Here is a 19,177-nt window from a genome sequence, read left to right on the forward strand (position 1 = left end):
CACAAACTTATCAATAGACGTCTTACATAACGCAGCTAATAAAAAGAAACTTGAAGGAGACACGGAACGCAGAACCACAGCGTATACACTTGACATGAGGATTCGAGTACCGGATCGACGTACAAATTACCTTTAGAAGCAAGTTATGTAAGACGTCTAGTAAAATAAAACGGTAATTTTGCTTCTAACTTACTCTCTTGACCAAAAATTTTTTCAGATAAACATATATTATTAGCATGCAAGAACATATATTTACTATATGGCATTATTTCTTTATTACCATATTTATCATCTCCCAGTATCGGACAACCTAATAATTTAGCATGCAACCTTAATTGATGCATTCTACCTGTAACCGGCGTAAATTCAATTAAAAATAAGTTATTATCAAGTGATTTAAGTACTTTATAATAAGTAATGGCAAGTTTACCATTTTCACCATCAATATCAGTAATTTTAGGTGTACTTCCTTTACTCTTTTCTATATTACTTCTAACTTCGCCTACATTTTTAATTGGCTTCCCATAGGTTACGGCAAAATATGTTTTTACAACCAATTTTTCTTTAAAAGCATCATGAAGTTTTACACTACTTAAATAATTTTTGGCTATTAAGAGCAAACCACTTGTTTTTTTATCTAATCTATGTACTAGCTTAAAATCAGCACCTTTATAATTCAAATATTTTAATGCAGAGTCAATAGATAAATTTATTTTAGTGCCACCTTGAGTAGCAAGACCTGCAGGTTTATTTATAGCTATTAAATTATCATCTGCATATATCAAATAATCGGTAGTAATTTTCTTCGCTAGCTTAATTTCAGCGTCGGTAAAAACTAATTTTTCAGGTTGCTTAACAGGTAAATTAAACTTATCGTTAATAAAAATTTTATCGCCGCCCTTTACTCTTAAACTCGCTTCTGCTTTCTGAGCATTAACGGTAATTTGTTTTTGACGTAATGCTTTCTCTATTACTCCTTGAGTCAATAAGGGATATAGACGTTTTAAATATTTATCTAATCTAGAAGAAATAGGAGTATTGACATCGATGATCATATTTTTAATAAATTAGGAACTTTTTATTAAAAAATAGCACCAAATTATTATAGATAAAAGGATTATAGCAAAAAGCTGATGTATAGAGGCAATTATTATAGGTACAGAGTATAAAAGAGTAATTATTCCGGTAGATACCTGCATAAATAATGCAATCATTAGAAAATACGCTATCTTATTTAATTTCGGATGCTCTATTTTTAACAAGCAAATTATCAAAACTACAACAACCAAAAATACGCTATAGCCGACTAAACGATGTATGAATTGTATAAAAACCGGATCATACCAATTTTTAAGATCAAAGAAATTATCTTTTATCTCCATCGGAATAAATCTATCATCCATTAGCGGAAAACTATTATATATCAGCCCTGCATCAAGCCCTGCAACTAAAGCACCTAAAAAAATTTGCACATATACTACAGTAATAGCAATACCGGAAAATATTAATGGTAATTTAAAATCTGTTTGTGACAGGATTAACAACATATCACAACGATTTTTTATTAGTTGATAAAAAAGTATGTGATAAATAATTACGGCGATCATTAAATGAAAAGCAAGTCGAAAATGACTAACATACGGGCTATTCAACAAACCGCTTTTAACCATATACCACCCTATAAAGCCTTGTACGCAAAATAACAACAAAGCAATTATATAAGGTAGCATGTCACGATTTTTTATAACATCTTTAAAATAAAAATATATTAAAGGTACAATATATATTAAAGCTGTAATTCTACCGAGTAATCGATGTATAAACTCTAACAGATAAATAAACTTAAACTGTGATAAAGTAATTCCGTAATTAACAGAGTTATATTCAGGAAAAGCTTTATATTTAGCAAATTCCGATTGCCAGCTTTCAAAACTAAAAGGCGGCAAAATACCGGTTACCGGACGCCACTCAACTATAGATAAACCAGCACCGGTAAGCCTTGTTATCCCCCCTATAACAATCGTCGCTATGACCATTATACAACTTATACACAACCATTTTGTAATTAAACTTTTCTGCACTTTTATTTTAAGTTTATGTTTTTTATCGCGTCATTACAGCATTACTATGTCATCCCCGCGTAGGCCTTGTGGCGTGGATAGGTTTATCATTTATCATCCCGCAACTTGATCGCGGGATCCAGCTAAAAATACTAATATTATTAGTATTTTTTATTATTTTTATGGACCCCGTGGGCTTGACCACGGGGTGACATTAAGGATTACTGGATTCCTGCTTTCGCAGGAATGACATATTAGCCCTCAAATCAAGACTCTGCATTCGTTTCCATATCTTCGACGGTATTAGAAGGACATTTCTTATTTGATGTTTTATTACGATATCTACGTTTTGTCTTTTTTGGAGCAGCTTGTGCTTCTTCTAAGCCGGCATTACTTTCCACAACTTGCACCTCTTCCACAACGCTTACGGTTTGCTCCACCGATTCTTCTACCTCTAAACTCTTATCTTTTACTTCATTAGCAACATTATTACTATTATTAGCTGTTTTCCATTTATGTTTATTTTTGCGTAACTGTTCTTTTTTCAGATCTTCTTCAGTATAATCGGCATTATGATTCTGAATTACCGGCTTAACAGAATTAAAATTATTGTTATTCTTCTTAAACAGCTTCACTTTTTCAATCGAATAACTATCTGATGTAGCATTAGGATCGGAATAAAAATTAAGCTTTATATTATATTTTTCTTCAATAAATTTTATCTCAGCACGTTTATTATTAAGTAGATAAAGAACTGAAACGATATTGGTAAAAACATTTATTACATCAATTCTTTCTTCAAAAATTTCATTCTCTATAGTACGTAAAATTAACATAGCATTAGCGTCACTTGCTCTAATGACTCCTTTACCGTTACAATGAGAACAAATTGCCGCATTAGTTTCTAAGAAAGAAGAACGTAATCTCTGCCTTGAGAATTCAAGTAGTCCAAACTGACTAATATTACCGGTTTGTATACGAGCACGATCACGACTTAAAAACTCTTTAAAGGATCGTTCAATAATTTTACGATTCTTAGCTTCGCTCATGTCTATAAAATCAACAACTATCAAACCTGATAGATCTCTAAGCTTTACTTGCTTTGCTACTTCTTTGGCTGCTTCTAAATTAGTTTTTAGTGCCGTTTCTTCAATATTTTGTTCAGAAGTTGATTTACCGGAATTTACATCAATTGCAATAAGAGCTTCCGTGGGATTAATAACGATATATCCTCCTGAAGGTAACGTCACTACAGGCTGATATAATTTAACTAATTGCTCTTCTACTTGAAACTTAGTAAATATAGGAGTTTTACTTTTATGCTCTTTCAGCTTTACAAGCTCTGAAGGTAATAAATCCTGCATAAATTTTGAAGCATCTGCATAACCCTCTTGTCCTTGAATTACCACCTCTTTAACATTGTGATCGCACATATCACGTATGGTTTTACGTATTATACTATCTTCCTCATGAATAAAACACGGAGCCGGAAATTTAATAGTACTTTTACGAATTTTATTCCATAACCTTGCTAAATAATTATAGTCTTTCTTTAAATCTAAGGTGCTACTTCCTCTACCTGCGGTTCTAACAATGACGCTATAAGCATTTTTGTCACCGCTTACTATTTTATTTAAAATATCTTTCAGTCTTTTTCTTTCTTCCCCGTTTGATATTTTACGCGATATACCGTTTTGCAAACCTTTATTAGGCATTAAAACACAATATTTACCAGCCAAGGATATATAAGTAGTAAAAGCGGCGCACTTATTTCCTCGTTCTTCCTTAGTAACCTGCACTAATAATATTTGGTTTTTTCTTATTACTTCTTGAACTTTATATTGTTTATATTGTGGAATATTTGACTCAGGGGTACCGCTTTGAATCATTTCAATATCATCAGCCGCTTCTAAATTAAGTTCTGACTGGAACGTACTCTCTACTAAATCTTCTATGGTTTTTAGGTCAATTTCTTCACTATCAACCAAAGCATCATATATAACAGCCGGTTTCTCTTTATCATCCTCAACCGTAATATTTGAAAGAGCTATTTCAGGAAAAGCATTAACCGGAAAATTTCTCTCCGAGGTAGACAAATTGTAATAGTTAGGATGGATTTCACTAAACGGTAAAAAACCGCTTTTATCCATTCCGTACTCTATAAAAACAGCTTGTAGCGACGGTTCTATTCTTGTAACTTTTGCTAAATAAATGTTACCTTTATTTTGTTGTCTTACGGTTGTTTGAAATTCAATATCTTCTATATTGTTGCTTTGTCCTAATAAAACTACTCTTGTTTCGCTTGGAAAATTAGCATCAATTATAATCTTTTTATTCATTTATCTTGCTCACTAACTTGAAGAACAAATAATTAATATAATACTTGCATCTTAAGAAAAATCATTGTTTATCTTGTATTAATTTATTTAAATAGATAATTTATCTATGAGTAAAGAGCAAAAATGAAATTCTAGATAAACTTCAAATAACACCTCTTTAAAATACTAAAAAATATATTATTATTTTCCTTACATTAAAATATTTTCATATTATTTAATTCATTAATTTTTTTAAAAATTCAACAATAATTATATACAAATTACAAATAAGACTACCATACTTGATTAAAAGCTGATAATCTAATAACTATCCATATATACTTAAATAATGGAATTATGAATCTCTTTAATTTTTAAGATAGTAAGCTTAATCATTATAATTATGAGTTATATACCATGTATTTATGTTTAGCAAACACTTAATTTATGACTTTAAAAAACGATTACAAAACTATTTTTTTCTCACTTTTGGGAATATTTATTTTTTCCTGTATCAATGCTATAAATTTTTATAATTTTAAAATCTTTTTACTGCTAAATAAAAATCTAGGCGGAGAACAAATAAATCATATCAATCAAACTAAATTTATAGGTTCGATAATCGCAGGCTTTGCCTTAACACAGTTAATTAATAAGTTAAGTAATCAAAAAATTATTTTAATTAGCTTATCTTTATTAATTATTTGTACAATAAACCTAACTTTATTAAATAATTATACTCTAATTAAAATTAATTTTATTGTAATTAATTTTGGAACATTTTCATATTTCACTTCTATAACATTAGACATTATTGAGAGTAGCAAAGAAAAGAAATATTTTTTTTTAGCTTGTATAATGTTGTTATGGGCGGGTGGAAACTTAATGGTAGATTTATTAAATCCATTTATAACACCGACAAATAATACTATAGTAATTTGTGCATTGTTATATTGTATCAATATACTAACCGAATTTCTGCATTATAATCCTACATCTCATAAATTAAATTTAAATTCCAAATTTTCATCCTTAATAAAAAATGTCGAATTACAATTATTGACAGGCTTCGTAGTTGCTTATGTCACCTTGGATATATTATGGTATTATGAAGCTTTTGCATTAAAGAAAGAATTAGCATTAATTAATTTAAGACTTATACTAAAATATATTTTTCTAGCAATATGTTTTTCTATAATTCCTATATGCTATATATTAAGCAAAGTAAATAAATATTTGGCTAATTTATCACTAACTATAATTCTGCTCGTCTGCTTTATTTTACTACCGCTTCATGGAACTAATAAAAACCTTAATATATTATATATAATACTAATCGGTAGTTGTTTAGGATCTATTTATATTTGCAATATTTTAATACTAATTGATAAATTTAGGGATTACGAACTTAGAACAGCTTTATTTTCGTATTTTTCAATGTGCAGCATCGGTACATATGCCGGAGCTTTATCATCTCATGTACCTTACGGCACTATTAACGGCAGTGATTTCTTATTTTCTATTTTTGCCGTAGTCGGTAGTTTTGTAGCTTATCATTTTTGGTATTGTATTAAGTATACATTATATAGATTTTAATAAGACTTCTTGCATAACTTGCTAATAAAGGTAATTTGTACGTCGATCCGGTACTCGAATCGTCACGTTACTTACGTGTACGCTGCGGTTCTGCGTTCTGTGTCTCCTTCAAATTTCTCCTTATTAGCAAGTTATGCAAGAAGTCTTATACTAACAGACGAAGATCAACTTCAAAAAGAGCAAGGAATCCACAAGGTGAGGAGCAGCGCGTATAATTAATACGTGAGTATCGCAACTCTTGTAGGATGACACAGCCAATTTTTGAAGTTCATCGAGTATATGTGTAATATTCTGTAACATACTATAACTTGTATAATTTGGCATTAAATATTAATATCTAAATATATTTTTACAATGCCTAAAATGCAGCAAAGTACATTATTAAAACCGGTTAGTTGTTACGGAATCGGGGTCCACTCAGGAAAACGTACCCAGTTAACTATAGAGCCCGCTAAAGAAAATACCGGAATTATATTCATTAGAACCGATATATCTTCTGAAAATAATTATATTGAAGCTAGCTATTTCAATGTTTCCGATACCTTGTTATCTACCACTATCAGTAATGATCATAAAGTTCAAATTTCAACAATTGAACATTTAATGGCAGCACTTTGGGGATGCAGCATTGATAATGCAATTATTAAAATTGACGGTCCTGAAGTACCAATTATGGACGGCAGTAGTAAACCTTTTGTGTTTATGATTGAGTGTGCAGGACAAAAATTACAAAATGCTCCTAAAAAATATCTAAAAATTTTAAAAGATATAAAAGTAGTTCATAAAGATTGTGAATTATATTGTACTCCTTCCGATCACATGACTGTAGATTTAACCATTGATTTTAGTAGTAAAGCTATAGGCAGACAAAATCTAAGTTTTAGGGATCAAGAATCTTTTACTAAAAATATTGCGGATGCTAGAACTTTTGGCTTTATAAGAGATGTTGATTATTTGAAAAGCAAAGGGCTTGCCCAAGGTGCCTCATTTGAGAATGCTATAGGAATAGATGAGCAGGATAAAATCTTAAACCCAAACGGCTTACGTTATAAAGATGAATTTGTTCGCCATAAACTATTAGATTTATTCGGTGATTTATATACCAACGGCACTAGCATTGTAAGTGCAATTAAAGGCTACAAAACTAGCCATGCTCTTAATAATGAACTATTGCATAGAATATTTAGCGATACTACCTCTTACAAATTTGTAACTAGCAGTGAGTTATAATAATCATTTCATATTGTTAAATTTCGCTTTCTTTTTTGCATCCTTTTTAAATTTTCACTTTTTGTCGTTTTTATTTCAGCATTATTAACGTTATCTTTATCCATAGCTTTAGTTAAAGGATTATATCCTTCGGCTTTACTAGGATTTTCATAAAATGGATTCATTACATTTTTAATATCTTTAACATAGCTCTCTTCGCTATTATCCATTGTTATTTTATTTTCTCTAAAAAATTCTTCTAAACCGTTTCTTTTTATTTCAGAATTAAAACTGCCTATTATTTCTCGAAATTTTTGTATTGTTTGGTCTTTATTCATACTCCAATAATTCTTATCCGTTATTAATTTTTTTAAAGCTAATGTTTGCAATACTTGATTCTTAGTATAATTCTCTAATTGTTCTAAATTTTTATATATAGGAGTATCTTGTTTTTTATATTCTTCATTTATATTTAATTTAAAATTGCTTTTATTTCTATTTTTTCCTTTTCAGTAAGACCGTCGATAATTAATGATGCGGTCGTAACTACACCGTAACCCATAGCTTTTAATATATCAAGCATATTACCGCTCGCACCTTTAATAATAGAAGCGGCCCCATTTGCGGCTCCACCTAAATTATTGCCAAATATTCGTCCTGTACTTTTCAATTTATTTACATTTAACTCATACTTATCTTGAGTAGCATCCTTACCTGCCGTTTGCGGCGTATATAATTCATTTTTCAAAATATCTTTTAAGCTCGGTTCTAATGATAATATATAATCTTGCTGACTTTTAGCATTTCTGTTATGTACTAATAAATTATTCTCTTTATGAAGTTTACGCAAATCATGCACTTTCAAAGTCTCATTTACAGCTTGAATTCCTACGCTAACTCCTGAAACAACAGCTACAGCTATAATTATCGGTGATATAGGAGTAAAAAGTCCAGAAACTGTAATTGCTATAGAAGCTATGGAAACTGCATAACTTAAACTATTGCTAAATAATATTTTACCGATTTTACTTTGTCTAAAACTAGTCCAATAAGATTTTAACTTATTAAATATTTTTCTAACCCTTGATTTTTTTGACATTTATTTTTCTCTCCAAAGAACAAATATTTTTATAAATTTTTCTTTTATTTATTTAATTAACTTCTCTTACAACTGAAATTATAGTATAAACTCTAATAAAAAAACAAAATAAATGTCTGGAAAAGAATTAAATAAAATTGTTGCAGCCATCTTATTTGCTAGTTTAATTGCTATGATGGTTAGCTTTGTTGCAAATATATTATACAAGCCCACTCTAGAGTTACAACATCGCGGCTATAGCGTTGCGGTTCAAGAATCATCAGAAAATCAAAATACTACCGCACTAGAGCAAGCACCGGTAAATATACCGGAATTAATGAAGACTGCTAACACCGATAACGGTCGTGAAATAGCCAAGAAATGTTTAATGTGTCATTCTCTTGATAAAGACGGTCCAAATAAACTAGGACCGCATCTTTGGGATGTCGCAGGCAGACCAAAAGCAAGCATAGCAAACTATAAATATTCCCCTGCTCTATCAAAACTTGGCGACGTATGGGATGATGATAGTTTATTTGCTTTCTTACATAAACCAAGTAGCTATGCACCAGGAACTAAAATGTCCTTTGCCGGTATCTCAAAACCACAAGACATAGCTGACGTAATATTATTTTTAAAAACTTATGTTCATGATAAATAATTATCTCACCGAAATATGGTTAATAATAGGTATAATTTGCATAGTTGTTGAATTCTTTACAGTTCCAAGTATTGGATTCTTATTCTTTGGGCTTGGAGCGTTATCAAACACGCTTGTGGTATATAATTACCCTCTAGTTAGCTTAACAAATCAAATAACATTTTTTGGTATATTATCACTTATTTGGTTTTGCATATTATATTATCCTCTTAAAAAATATGTTTATAATAAAACTGATAAAACAAAAAATTACTCGGATCTGATAGGCAAAACGGTAGAGGTTTATAGTGCTACAGTTTCTTCTGATACTATAGGACAAGTAAGATGGTCCGGTGCTATTATGAATGCTTACCTTGTTCCAAATGAAATCGATGCAAAAACAGGCGACCGACTTTTTATTATCGAAGTTAAAGGGAATGTACTAATTTGTTCTAGAGAAAAACCTAATAATAATTCTTAGCAAAATATTTCTAAATGACATTGCCCGCGTAAATACAATTCCTCATTGCAAGTAGGTATTGTTGCGTGGATCATTTTATGTCATTCCCACGGAAGCGGGAATGACACTAAATGCATTTTCCAGTCCAACGCGGGCAACCTCTCTAAATATTCTCTTTAAACCAATCAAAAACTTTTTTAAAGAAGCTACTATTTGCATCAAGTCTAATATGAGCAAATTCTTTTTGCTGTTTTAGAGCATGAATTTTTAGCATTCCTATAGTTGCTGAATACATAGCCGGATTATAGTCTTCTATAAAACCGGCAATAATCTCCGGTTTACCGATTCTACTCTGTTTTTCAAAAATTTTATTTGAAAGCTCTTTAAGTCCTCTAAGCTGAGACCCGCCGCCGGTAATTACAACTCTAAAAACTTCAACCTGCCCTTTTGTTGCTTTATTATATTCGGCTTTTACCATTGATAATATTTCTTCGGCTCTTGCTCTTATTACCTCAGCCAATTTATAAATTGTTACGGAAGTATTTAAAGTATGATGAGTATCAACCTGAAAATCCTCCATATTTACAATACTATCTTTCTCAAATAAAGGTATCATTGCATTACCGTATAAAATTTTTAATTTCTCTGCCGTAACAAGATCAATACCAAAGACTTTAGCAATATCCGAGCTAATATGAAAACTACCTATATTTACATGCCCCGTATATATTAATTTACCGGCAAAAAAAATGCCGAAAGAGGTAGTTTTATCCCCCATGTCGATGATAAGCGAACCTAGATTTTTTTCATCATTCGTAAGACAGCTAATAGCAGAAGCATAAATTGCTAGAGTAATATTTGTGACTTCAACATGACATTTAGCGAAGCATTGTACAATATTTGATAACATATTTGAACTAGCAGCAATAATATGTAATTCACAACTAAGTTCTCTACCGTACATACCTATAGGATTCTCGACTGAATTATTATCAAGGGTAAATTCAAGAGGAAAATAATGAATAATTTCCTGGTTTTTAACTTTAAATTCAAGTAATGCTTTTTGTAGTAACTTTTTAATATCCTGCTGCGTTACGGTTTGCCCGTTAACTTTAATGGTATAATTAATATAATAAGATTTAGTGTCGGCACCTGATAACGATAATATAACTTTTTTTACATTTTTACTGCAATCTTTTTCAAGTGCGTAAATTGCTGAAACAATGCTAGTTTCAGCATTTTTTAAATCTGATATAACTCCTGATTTAATACCTTTAGAATGATGCAAATTTTGGCTAGCTACTTTAATTTCACCTTTTTTACTAATATAGGCAGCAATTACGGCAATCTTACTACTACCGCAATCAAGTGTAACAAAATTTGATATTTTGTCTTTCATTTTTTTATGCTTGTTATTCCAAAAACGTCATTGCGCGAAGAATTACAAAGTAATGAGACGAAGCAAGCTCAGGATGCTTGACAAGAGTACCACGTCGAAACTACGTTTCTCTTCGCAATGACGATTCTCAGTACTTCTCTATATAATACTTATTCTTATCCCTTAAATCCAAAACCTTATAATTTTGGTTAAATAGCTTATTAGCTTTATTTAGTGCATCGACATATTTTAATGCTTCTTCAAACTCTTTTTCAGGTAACTTAATACTTATATTACCTTTAAGCTTTAAATCCCACCTTCTATCTCCGAGTCTTACAACAGCTGAAGTTTTATTCATTAATGCCGGATATTTCTGCAGCTCTAATACTAATGTACCTGCATAGATATTCGCCCCTTCCCCTACAACATGTAATAAATGAGGAAAAGGTTGAATATTTTTACTAATTTCGTAACCTTCTTCATCGACTAAGAAAAGCTGATTATTAATTTGCCAAATAGCAATAGGTTCTCTTTCAAATAATTTTATATATACCGTATTTGGTAATCTTCTACTGACATATACTTCCTTGATCCATTTATTTTTCTTTAAATTATTTCTAATTTCGTCTAATTTAAGAGCAAAAATAGGACTGCCCTTATTCGCATTTAAAACCTTTAATATTGTAGGCTCATCAACATTTTGCTGTCCTTCAATGATAACATTCTCAAGTTTAAACCCAAGTTTTGTTGTTGTTTGGTATATATTTGTTGTTAAGTAGGTTTTTATGCCGGCAAAATATTTTGTAAAAACAAATAGACATACAAAGATAATTAAAGCAATCTTAAGCCCTAATATTGCTTTTTTGTAAATTAGTCCTAATTTTCGGCGTAATGAGATATTATTAGTTTTTTTTGTTTGTTTTTTTTTATTGGAGCTTGTTTTTTTTCTCATGATTCAAAGCTTGCCGTCTTTATAATTTCTTCAATTAAGTTAGTAAAATTTATCCCTGCATAAGCTGCAATTTCCGGCACTATTGATAAAGGCATCATACCTGGGTGAGTATTTACCTCCAAAGCATATAACTTGTTTGTCTGCTCTTCTAAAATAAACTCTGCTCTAGCAGGACCTTTACAATTCATTGTTTTATAAATTTTTTCTGACTCTATAAGTAATTTCTCATATAAATTAGCAGGTAGCGGAGCAGGACAAAGATGATCAGCAAATCCTTCGGTATATTTAGTTTCATAATCATAGAAACGATTCTTTAGTAATTTAATCTCTAAAGCTCCAAGAGCTTTGCCGTTTAATACCACTACTTGCAATTCTCGCCCTTTTATATATTGTTCTATTATTACCTGATCACCGTAAGGAAAATCATAATCGGCAAAGTTAAAATCGTCTTCTGCAAATATCACCTCAACACCAATACTTGAACCTTGCGTAAGAGGCTTAATAACGTACGGTCGTTTCATAGGATCATTTTTTATATTATCGCTTTTATTTACAACAATGCTTTCTGCCATATTAATATTATTCGTTAAAAACCAGCTCCTAGAATGTATTTTAGCGAATGCTAAAGCTGAAGATAACACGCCGCTATGAGTATAAGGAATCCGCATTATATTAAGTAATCCTGGTAAACAACCGTCTTCACCATATGTACCGTGCAGGCAATTAAAAACGATATCAGGTTTTATTTCTTGTAATCTAACTGCAATATCCGCTCCCATATCAATAAAGGTAACTCTATATCCTAATTCAATTAAAGCTTTACTAACTCCTTCACTTGACACTAACGATACTTCACGCTCAGCAGACATACCGCCTGCCATTAATGCTATATGCTTTTTACCGGTACTACTTAATATTTTGACTATAGAGTGTTCTACCCAATGTGTTTGATATTTATGCATGTTTTTTCCTTTCTTATTAAATCCATTGTAATTCCTAACTAAAAGCGGCCTTGTTGCATAGCTCGAAAAACCTACTCGATGTCATCCCCGCCTACGCGGGGATCCAGAAAAATAACTTCAATATTGATATAGAAGTTACATATTATAAAATAAACATATAAAAAACTTGTTTTTTATATGTTTTACTGGATTCCCGCCTTCCGCAGGAATGACATAAAACTAGCTGCAACAACGCCCTTTTTAATTAGGGATGACGTCCGATTCTCTTAATCTCCCACTCTAACTTAACCTCGCTATCTTCACATACTTTCTGCCGGACAAAATCACCTAAATCTTCTAAATCCTTAGCGGTAGCATCACCATTATTTATCATAAAATTACAATGAAGTTCTGACATCGAAGCACCGCCTATTCTATAACCTCTAAGCCCCACTTTGTCAATAAGTTCCCAAGCTTTACGCCCTTCAGGATTTGCAAAAGTACTACCGCCCGTACGCTCTTTAATAGGCTGTGTAGATGATCTTGCATTATTTATTTCATTCATCCGTAATAATATATTTTCACTATCGCCTTTATTTATTTTAAAAACAGCTTTGAGAATAATTAAATTCTTTGGTAAATTATTACTGCGATATTTAAAACCGATTTCTTCATTTGTGAATGTTAAAAAGTTTCCTGCAAAGTCAATCGCTTCAATCTGCACTACAATATCTTTAAATTCAGAGCCGTAAGCACCGGCATTCATAGCAACACCACCGCCGATAGTCCCTGGAATACCTACTAAAAACTCAAAACCGGAAATAGCATTTGCTTGACAAAATTTTGCTAAATTATAATTAAGGCAGCTACTACCTACTATTAAATAATTATCTATAAACTCAATATTGCTAAAATTCTGACCAAGTTTTATAACGACCCCTTCTATGCCGCCGTCTCTTATAATAACATTTGAGCCTGCTCCAAAAGTCTTTATAGGTAATTTTTGCTTATTTTGTATTAAGAAACTTTTTAAATCTTCGCTATCTAAAGGTTTAAAGAAAATTTCAGCATTACCGCCTACTTTAAACCATGTTAAGTGTTTTAAATTATAATCTTTTTTATACTCACCTTTTACTATCGGTAAAATTAACATATTTAGTCCTGCTATTTGCTTTACTGTTATCTTCACTCTTTTGTCCCTTAGTTCGCTTGACCCTATGTTATACGAACAGATGTCATTCCCGCTTTCGCAGGAATGACATAAGAGCTATGCAACAATACCAGTCAAACCACGGTATGACAGCTAAAGCCACGGGATGACAATCTCCCCTCTAATTCATTAGCAAAACTTGAAATATTACCTGCTCCCATCATAATTATCATATCACCAGAAGCTGCATTATCTATAATAACTCCAACCGCATCATCTAGCTCTGCTAGAAAATTTGCTTTATCGTGATGTTTACGCTTAGTAATCTTATTAACTAAACTTCGTCCTGTAATTCCCTCTATAGGGTTTTCACCTGCAGCATATATATCAGTAATATAGAGTATATCGGCATCAGCAAAGCACAACATAAAATCATCAAATAAATACTGCATTCTTGAATATCTGTGAGGCTGAAAAATAGCAATAACTTTACCGTTTTGTTTATTTGCTATATTTTTAGCCGTCGCAAGCGTTGCTTTGATTTCCTCAGGGTGATGAGCGTAATCATCGATAATTGAAGCGTTATTATATTCAGCTACTTTGGTAAATCTCCTCTTCACTCCTTTAAAATTATTAAAACCGTTTTTAATAGCTTTAATACCGAAATCTAATTCTATCCCAACGGCAATTGCAGCAAGACTATTTAAAATATTATGTCTTCCGGGCGTTGGAATAGTAATTTTTTCAATAATCGTTATACCTAGTACATTTGGTAGACTAATTTTTACGTCAAAAGTAGAGGAGGCAATATCAGTGTTAATATTAAACGCTATAATATGAGCATCTTCCGAATCGATGCCATAAGTAACAATCTTCCTTTCAGTAATATCGTCTACTAACTTACGAACTATTTTATGATCGATACAACAAACGGCAAAACCGTAAAACGGCAAATTAGTAATAAAGCTTCTAAAAGCACCAATTAATGTTTCAAAATCTCTATAATAATCTAAATGTTCAGGATCAATGTTAGTTATTATCGCAATAGTTGATGGAATATGAATAAACGTTGCATCCGATTCATCGGCCTCCGCAATTAAATAATTACTTGAACCAAGATATGCATTAGTCGATTTATTATTGATGATCCCACCATTAATAACCGTAGGACATAAACCAGCTGCCTCAAATAAACAAGCAACTAAAGAAGTAGTAGTAGTTTTACCGTGCGATCCCGAAACTGCTACTGAATATTTTAATCTCATAAGTTCAGCAAGCATATCCGCACGTCTAATAATTGGAATTTTACGCTCCAAAGCTTCTTTTATTTCAGGATTCTTTGGATTAATTGCCGATGAAATAACAACATACGACACATTGGTAATGTTCTGCTCGGCGTGTCCTAAAAATATTTTAATACCGTATGACTCAAGTCTTTTAGTATTATAATTTTCTACTAAATCGGAACCTTGTACTTTATAACCTAGATTATATAATATCTCGGCAATACCGCTCATGCCAACGCCGCCGATACCTATAAAATGTATAGTTTCTAAGGTTTGATGAGTTTTTTTTAATTCAAGTAACAGCATTTAAGTTTAATCATTTAAAATTGAGTTCTGCATATAGGTTTTAAGTAACATTGTCAAGCACTAACTGTATCATACCACGACTTGATCGCGGTATCCAGTTTAAAATATTAAAATCATTGATATTAAAAGTTATTTTTATGGATACCGTGGTCAAATCACGGCATGACATCGGAGTCTTTTTCAAGAGCCATACAACAAAACCGGTTCAGTATGACAATCATTAAACCTCATCCACCCTATCAAATTTTGGTTCGGAATAGAAGTTTCCTTGTAGCCCACCGACTTTTAGATCAATTAAAAATTTAGCTATTTCTCCGTTTTCTACGAATTCAGCTACCGTTTCAATACCTAAATCTTCTGAAATTTTAATTAATCTTTCTACGAAATACCTACTTTGTACATCACTTGTAATACTACGCACATATTTACCGTCAATTTTGATAATATCAATTGGTAAGCTTTGAAGTTGTTTAAAAGAAGTAAAACCCGCACCAAAATCGTCTAATGCAAATTTACATCCGTACTTATGTATTTTATTAATAAATAAAGTTATTTTATCGTAATTCTGATTGAAAGAAGTTTCCGTAATTTCAATAATTAAACGATCCCCAACATTATGAGCTTTTAATAAGTTTTCTGCTATTTCCCATAAAGCTTCATCGCATGTTCCTATATTTGAAATATTAACGGCTAACATTAAGTTTGGGTTACGGGCAAGTTCATTCACAGTCATTTCTAAAACAATTTGATCAATTATAAAAATTAATCCTTTATTTTCAGCAATAGGGATTATAGGACCTACGGAAATATAAACACCGTTCTCGTCAGGTATACGAAGCAGACATTCATAATAATGAATCTTCATAGTATTACGATCTATTATAGGCTGATAAGCAAATCGCATAGTCTTTTTTGCTAAGGCTTGTCGTAGTAAGTTAAGCTGAAGATTAGATTTTCTTATATTTTCCAAATCATGTTCTGTACTGCTATATTCACGGTAATAATAATTATTATTTTGTGAAAGTAACATATTTAATGTTTTTTCAATTTCTTTAGCATTATTACTTACTTTTTTTGGAAATTTAATACTAGCAATATAACAATTCATATAAATTGCCGGCTTCTGTTCATTAATATAAAGCTGCAAAAATAAATATAATTTTCTAGCAAAATTTTTAATTAAGTCAGAATCAGTAGTATTTAGGATAAATAATATTCTATCTTTCTTTATTTTCTTAAACTTTGAAAAAATATTAAGTTCTTTGCTTACATCTTCAATGATTTGATCTAAATCTTCAATTATAAAATGCTTACCCTGCTCTATAAATTCTATTTCATCATAATTAACTAATCTACAAGCAAAACATACGCCTTTTTCCAATTTATCTATCGCATCTTGTAAATCTTTATAATTCGTTCTTAATTCCGACATTGCCATGTGTATCATAAAATTATATACTTAAGAATATTAGGGTATTTTTACTGTAAATGAAATAAAAATATGAACCGTATAGAAAGGATACACGACAAATTAAGTGTGTTAAAACCACATTTTCAAGAAATAATAGATGAAAGCTATAAACATGCTAGTCATTATAACGGAATTCACAGCCATATAAAAATAAGAATTTCTGCAGAAACATTACAGGGGAAAAGCCTAATTGCCAATCATCGCACTATTAATAACTTACTTGCCGATGAATTTAATAGCGGCTTGCATGCTTTATCGATAGAGGTACTATGAAAACAAATAATATTTTAAAAGTAGTCGTTGGAGCTAGCAGCGTAGCACAAAAAGCCTTAAATAGTATAACGGATAAAAGCTGTGGCATAATTGAGGATAAAATACTTAAAGGTAATTACGTCACTCGCGAAGAATTTGAAAAATTACAAACTTTAGTAATAAAACTCAAGAAAGAATTAGCAGAGTTAAAGAGCAAATAATTAATCAACTAGTTTCAGAATTTTCTATTTTTGCTTTTAACTCTTCTATTTCTTCTATAGTTAGCCCTGTTGAATCTGCTATTATATTGTGACATCTATATCTTTAAGTCACAAGTTCTTTGCTATTTCTATGCTTCTTTCTTTCCCTTTTTCACACTGTTCTTCCTAAAGCTATTTCCTCGGGGCATCTTCCATTAATTTCGCTCTTATATAGGCATCATATTCTTCGGCGGTGAGGTAATGCATTTCTATTATATTGTATGCATCTAATACCTTCTCGCTCTTTATATTTGCAGGTGGGCTGTTTTCTGTTTCTGCACACTTAAATAAATGTAGCCACTCATCTATAGTAGTTTCAAGCTTATCTTTATCAAAATTTTAAGCTCTATAAATACATAGGAAAAATCAAATAAATATTGCTTATTTGTTTCGGTAATAACTCTTTATGCTTTATTCCTTGTATAAGTTGTAAGCTCGATTATATACCAACTACCGGCTTCATCTTTAACCTTTAAATCAAATATGCTTTTTGTTCCCTTTATCGCGCATAGGTACTTGCTCTACAGGTATAAATTCTATTGCTTTAATTCTAAGCCCCTCAGGTAGTTCAAAAACTGCATTGATAAATTCCTTGAACCTCTCTAAATCACGAAAGATTTTTTTAAACACACTATCAATTAGTGGGATCTAAATATCTTTGCATATTAATTATTACTTTTGGTATTACTCATATTATATAGCTTTTTAAGTAATCAGTAAATAATACTAGAATATGTACTTTTAATAGAATAATTATTGCTATTTTTTAACAAAAATTAAGTACTTTGATCTGTTCTAATGGATACGATTGCTGACATGCCGGGAACTAGCTTAGCATTTGGGGATTCAAAATCTATTAAACAGGTACACGTTGTACGCTTTTAGTAAAATTACCGGTAGCATGATCTGGTGGGATTAAGCTAAATTTAGAGCCGGTCGCAGGAGCAATATTACGAATCTTCCCGTAAATTACCTTTTTAGGCAAAGCATCAAATTCAATTTTGACTTTCATACCGGACTTAAATTTCTGAATTTGTGTTTCTTTAAAATTAGCCTGAATATACATAGTATTATCTTGAACTATAGAAAACAACGCCCTACCCGGTACTATGTAATTTCCGACTTCTAAACTACTATTCCGGGTACCATAGCAATAAGTTTAGTATTTTGTAAGCTCCTTAAGGTTACTTTTTTATTTTCTGTTAGCTCTTTAAGTTTTTCCTGTTCTGCTGCTTTTTCAAGCTCAAGAAGCTGTAAATGTTGCTTAGATATATCTAAAGCTAACTGTGCTTGTTTATAATCCGTTTTGGCTTTTTGATATGCGTTTTTAGAATCATCTAACGTTTTAGAGCTAGCAAATTTTGCCTTATTTAACTCCTGTACTCTCATAAAATCTGTTGCAACAATATCAAAGCTTATTTTATTAAGCTTTAATTTTTCAGCTGCTTGCTCTAGACTAATCTGCCCTATTGAGATTTTTTGCTCTATAATTTCTATATTTTTTATGCAAGCTTCAATAGATGCTTCAAGTACTGCAAGTTTTGCCTTATAATCTCTATCGTCAATTTCACCTATCAGATCGCCTTTATTAACTTTAGTATTATCGGTAACAAATAACTTTGTTAAAACACCGCTAACTTCAGCACTAACATTTGAAATATCTGCATCTATGTAAGCATTATCAGTAGATTGTGTATTTGCCCAAACATAAATTCTATATCCCAAATAAATAAATATGATTAAGGCTATAATAATTACATATTTAGTAAATGGATGATGTTTATATTTGTCGATAGCTTGTTGTAATACACTCGGCATAA

Annotated in this window: 16 protein-coding genes and 4 pseudogenes; 7 read left to right on the forward strand and 13 right to left on the reverse strand. The window is 31.2% G+C overall.

The window, feature by feature from the left end:
• Window positions 1-31 precede the first annotated feature (31 nt).
• A pseudogene (locus tag ABVF33_RS06760) lies at window positions 32-162 on the forward strand (palindromic element RPE1 domain-containing protein); the annotation flags it as partial.
• Here the strand turns inward: ABVF33_RS06760 and ABVF33_RS06765 are convergent.
• The 3 genes from ABVF33_RS06765 to ABVF33_RS06775 form a co-directional block, all read right to left on the reverse strand.
• On the reverse strand, window positions 144-1,055 hold the full coding sequence (locus ABVF33_RS06765) for an RluA family pseudouridine synthase (protein WP_499706758.1): 912 nt from the start codon (window positions 1,053-1,055) through the stop codon (window positions 144-146). The pseudogene ABVF33_RS06760 and the gene ABVF33_RS06765 sit on opposite strands and share 19 nt — an antisense overlap.
• Before the next feature lie 12 nt (window positions 1,056-1,067).
• Complete coding sequence (locus tag ABVF33_RS06770; RefSeq protein WP_499706759.1) at window positions 1,068-2,081, reverse strand: COX15/CtaA family protein; 1,014 nt, start codon at window positions 2,079-2,081, stop codon at window positions 1,068-1,070.
• Window positions 2,082-2,326: 245 nt separating this feature from the next.
• Window positions 2,327-4,399 (reverse strand): Rne/Rng family ribonuclease, encoded by a 2,073-nt coding sequence (locus tag ABVF33_RS06775; protein WP_499706760.1) that lies wholly within the window; start codon window positions 4,397-4,399, stop codon window positions 2,327-2,329.
• Window positions 4,400-4,825: 426 nt separating this feature from the next.
• On the opposite strand from ABVF33_RS06775, the gene ABVF33_RS06780 reads away from it, so the two are divergent.
• Window positions 4,826-5,974: an MFS transporter gene (locus tag ABVF33_RS06780; RefSeq protein ID WP_499706762.1), complete on the forward strand. Its 1,149-nt coding sequence runs from the start codon at window positions 4,826-4,828 to the stop codon at window positions 5,972-5,974.
• Here ABVF33_RS06780 and ABVF33_RS06785 read toward each other — a convergent pair.
• Window positions 5,964-6,113 (reverse strand): annotated as a pseudogene (locus tag ABVF33_RS06785) (palindromic element RPE1 domain-containing protein); the annotation flags it as partial. The gene ABVF33_RS06780 and the pseudogene ABVF33_RS06785 overlap by 11 nt on opposite strands.
• Before the next feature lie 224 nt (window positions 6,114-6,337).
• Between ABVF33_RS06785 and lpxC the strand changes: the two are divergent.
• Window positions 6,338-7,204: a UDP-3-O-acyl-N-acetylglucosamine deacetylase gene (gene lpxC, locus ABVF33_RS06790; RefSeq protein ID WP_499706763.1), complete on the forward strand. Its 867-nt coding sequence runs from the start codon at window positions 6,338-6,340 to the stop codon at window positions 7,202-7,204.
• An 8-nt stretch (window positions 7,205-7,212) separates the two neighbouring features.
• Here lpxC and ABVF33_RS06795 read toward each other — a convergent pair.
• A pseudogene (locus tag ABVF33_RS06795) lies at window positions 7,213-8,282 on the reverse strand (hypothetical protein).
• 112 nt (window positions 8,283-8,394) lie between these two features.
• Here ABVF33_RS06795 and ABVF33_RS06800 point away from each other — a divergent pair.
• Entirely contained in the window at window positions 8,395-8,922 is a 528-nt protein-coding gene (locus ABVF33_RS06800) for a c-type cytochrome (RefSeq protein ID WP_499706764.1), read from the forward strand.
• A complete protein-coding gene (locus ABVF33_RS06805) occupies window positions 8,906-9,382 on the forward strand; it encodes an NfeD family protein (protein WP_499706765.1) in 477 nt (158 codons plus the stop codon). The genes ABVF33_RS06800 and ABVF33_RS06805 overlap by 17 nt, the downstream gene beginning before the upstream one ends.
• Before the next feature lie 142 nt (window positions 9,383-9,524).
• Here ABVF33_RS06805 and ftsA read toward each other — a convergent pair whose 3' ends face one another.
• The 6 genes from ftsA to ABVF33_RS06835 all read right to left on the reverse strand — a co-directional run bounded on the left by ftsA (window position 9,525) and on the right by ABVF33_RS06835 (window position 16,821).
• Window positions 9,525-10,760 carry a cell division protein FtsA gene (ftsA, locus tag ABVF33_RS06810; protein ID WP_499706766.1) on the reverse strand — a complete coding sequence of 412 codons (1,236 nt, stop codon included), beginning with the start codon at window positions 10,758-10,760 and terminating at the stop codon, window positions 9,525-9,527.
• 127 nt (window positions 10,761-10,887) lie between these two features.
• Window positions 10,888-11,691 (reverse strand): cell division protein FtsQ/DivIB, encoded by an 804-nt coding sequence (locus tag ABVF33_RS06815; RefSeq protein WP_499706767.1) that lies wholly within the window; start codon window positions 11,689-11,691, stop codon window positions 10,888-10,890.
• On the reverse strand, window positions 11,688-12,653 hold the full coding sequence (locus ABVF33_RS06820) for a D-alanine--D-alanine ligase (RefSeq protein WP_499706768.1): 966 nt from the start codon (window positions 12,651-12,653) through the stop codon (window positions 11,688-11,690). Before ABVF33_RS06820 ends, ABVF33_RS06815 begins: the two co-directional genes overlap by 4 nt.
• Window positions 12,654-12,897: 244 nt before the next feature.
• Window positions 12,898-13,785 carry a UDP-N-acetylmuramate dehydrogenase gene (murB, locus tag ABVF33_RS06825; protein ID WP_499706812.1) on the reverse strand — a complete coding sequence of 296 codons (888 nt, stop codon included), beginning with the start codon at window positions 13,783-13,785 and terminating at the stop codon, window positions 12,898-12,900.
• A gap of 131 nt (window positions 13,786-13,916) precedes the next feature.
• Window positions 13,917-15,374 carry a UDP-N-acetylmuramate--L-alanine ligase gene (murC, locus tag ABVF33_RS06830; protein WP_499706769.1) on the reverse strand — a complete coding sequence of 486 codons (1,458 nt, stop codon included), beginning with the start codon at window positions 15,372-15,374 and terminating at the stop codon, window positions 13,917-13,919.
• A gap of 220 nt (window positions 15,375-15,594) precedes the next feature.
• Complete coding sequence (locus tag ABVF33_RS06835; protein WP_499706770.1) at window positions 15,595-16,821, reverse strand: EAL domain-containing protein; 1,227 nt, start codon at window positions 16,819-16,821, stop codon at window positions 15,595-15,597.
• A 54-nt stretch (window positions 16,822-16,875) separates the two neighbouring features.
• On the opposite strand from ABVF33_RS06835, the gene ABVF33_RS06840 reads away from it, so the two are divergent.
• The gene (locus tag ABVF33_RS06840) at window positions 16,876-17,118 is read left to right on the forward strand and encodes a BolA family protein (RefSeq protein WP_499706771.1); all 243 of its coding nucleotides are present in this window, start codon (window positions 16,876-16,878) and stop codon (window positions 17,116-17,118) included.
• Window positions 17,115-17,318, forward strand: coding sequence for a coiled-coil domain-containing protein (locus tag ABVF33_RS06845; RefSeq protein ID WP_499706773.1), 204 nt, complete (start codon window positions 17,115-17,117; stop codon window positions 17,316-17,318). Before ABVF33_RS06840 ends, ABVF33_RS06845 begins: the two co-directional genes overlap by 4 nt.
• Before the next feature lie 516 nt (window positions 17,319-17,834).
• Here ABVF33_RS06845 and ABVF33_RS06850 read toward each other — a convergent pair.
• Together ABVF33_RS06850 and ABVF33_RS06855 are read right to left on the reverse strand one after the other, a co-directional pair.
• Window positions 17,835-17,987, reverse strand: coding sequence for a hypothetical protein (locus ABVF33_RS06850; RefSeq protein ID WP_499706774.1), 153 nt, complete (start codon window positions 17,985-17,987; stop codon window positions 17,835-17,837).
• Window positions 17,988-18,133: 146 nt separating this feature from the next.
• Window positions 18,134-19,175, reverse strand: a pseudogene (locus tag ABVF33_RS06855) (HlyD family secretion protein).
• Between the last annotated feature and the right edge of the window lie 2 nt (window positions 19,176-19,177).

The organism is Candidatus Rickettsia barbarica (genome assembly GCF_041477405.1).
In the GTDB taxonomy this organism is placed as follows: domain Bacteria; phylum Pseudomonadota; class Alphaproteobacteria; order Rickettsiales; family Rickettsiaceae; genus Rickettsia; species Rickettsia rickettsii.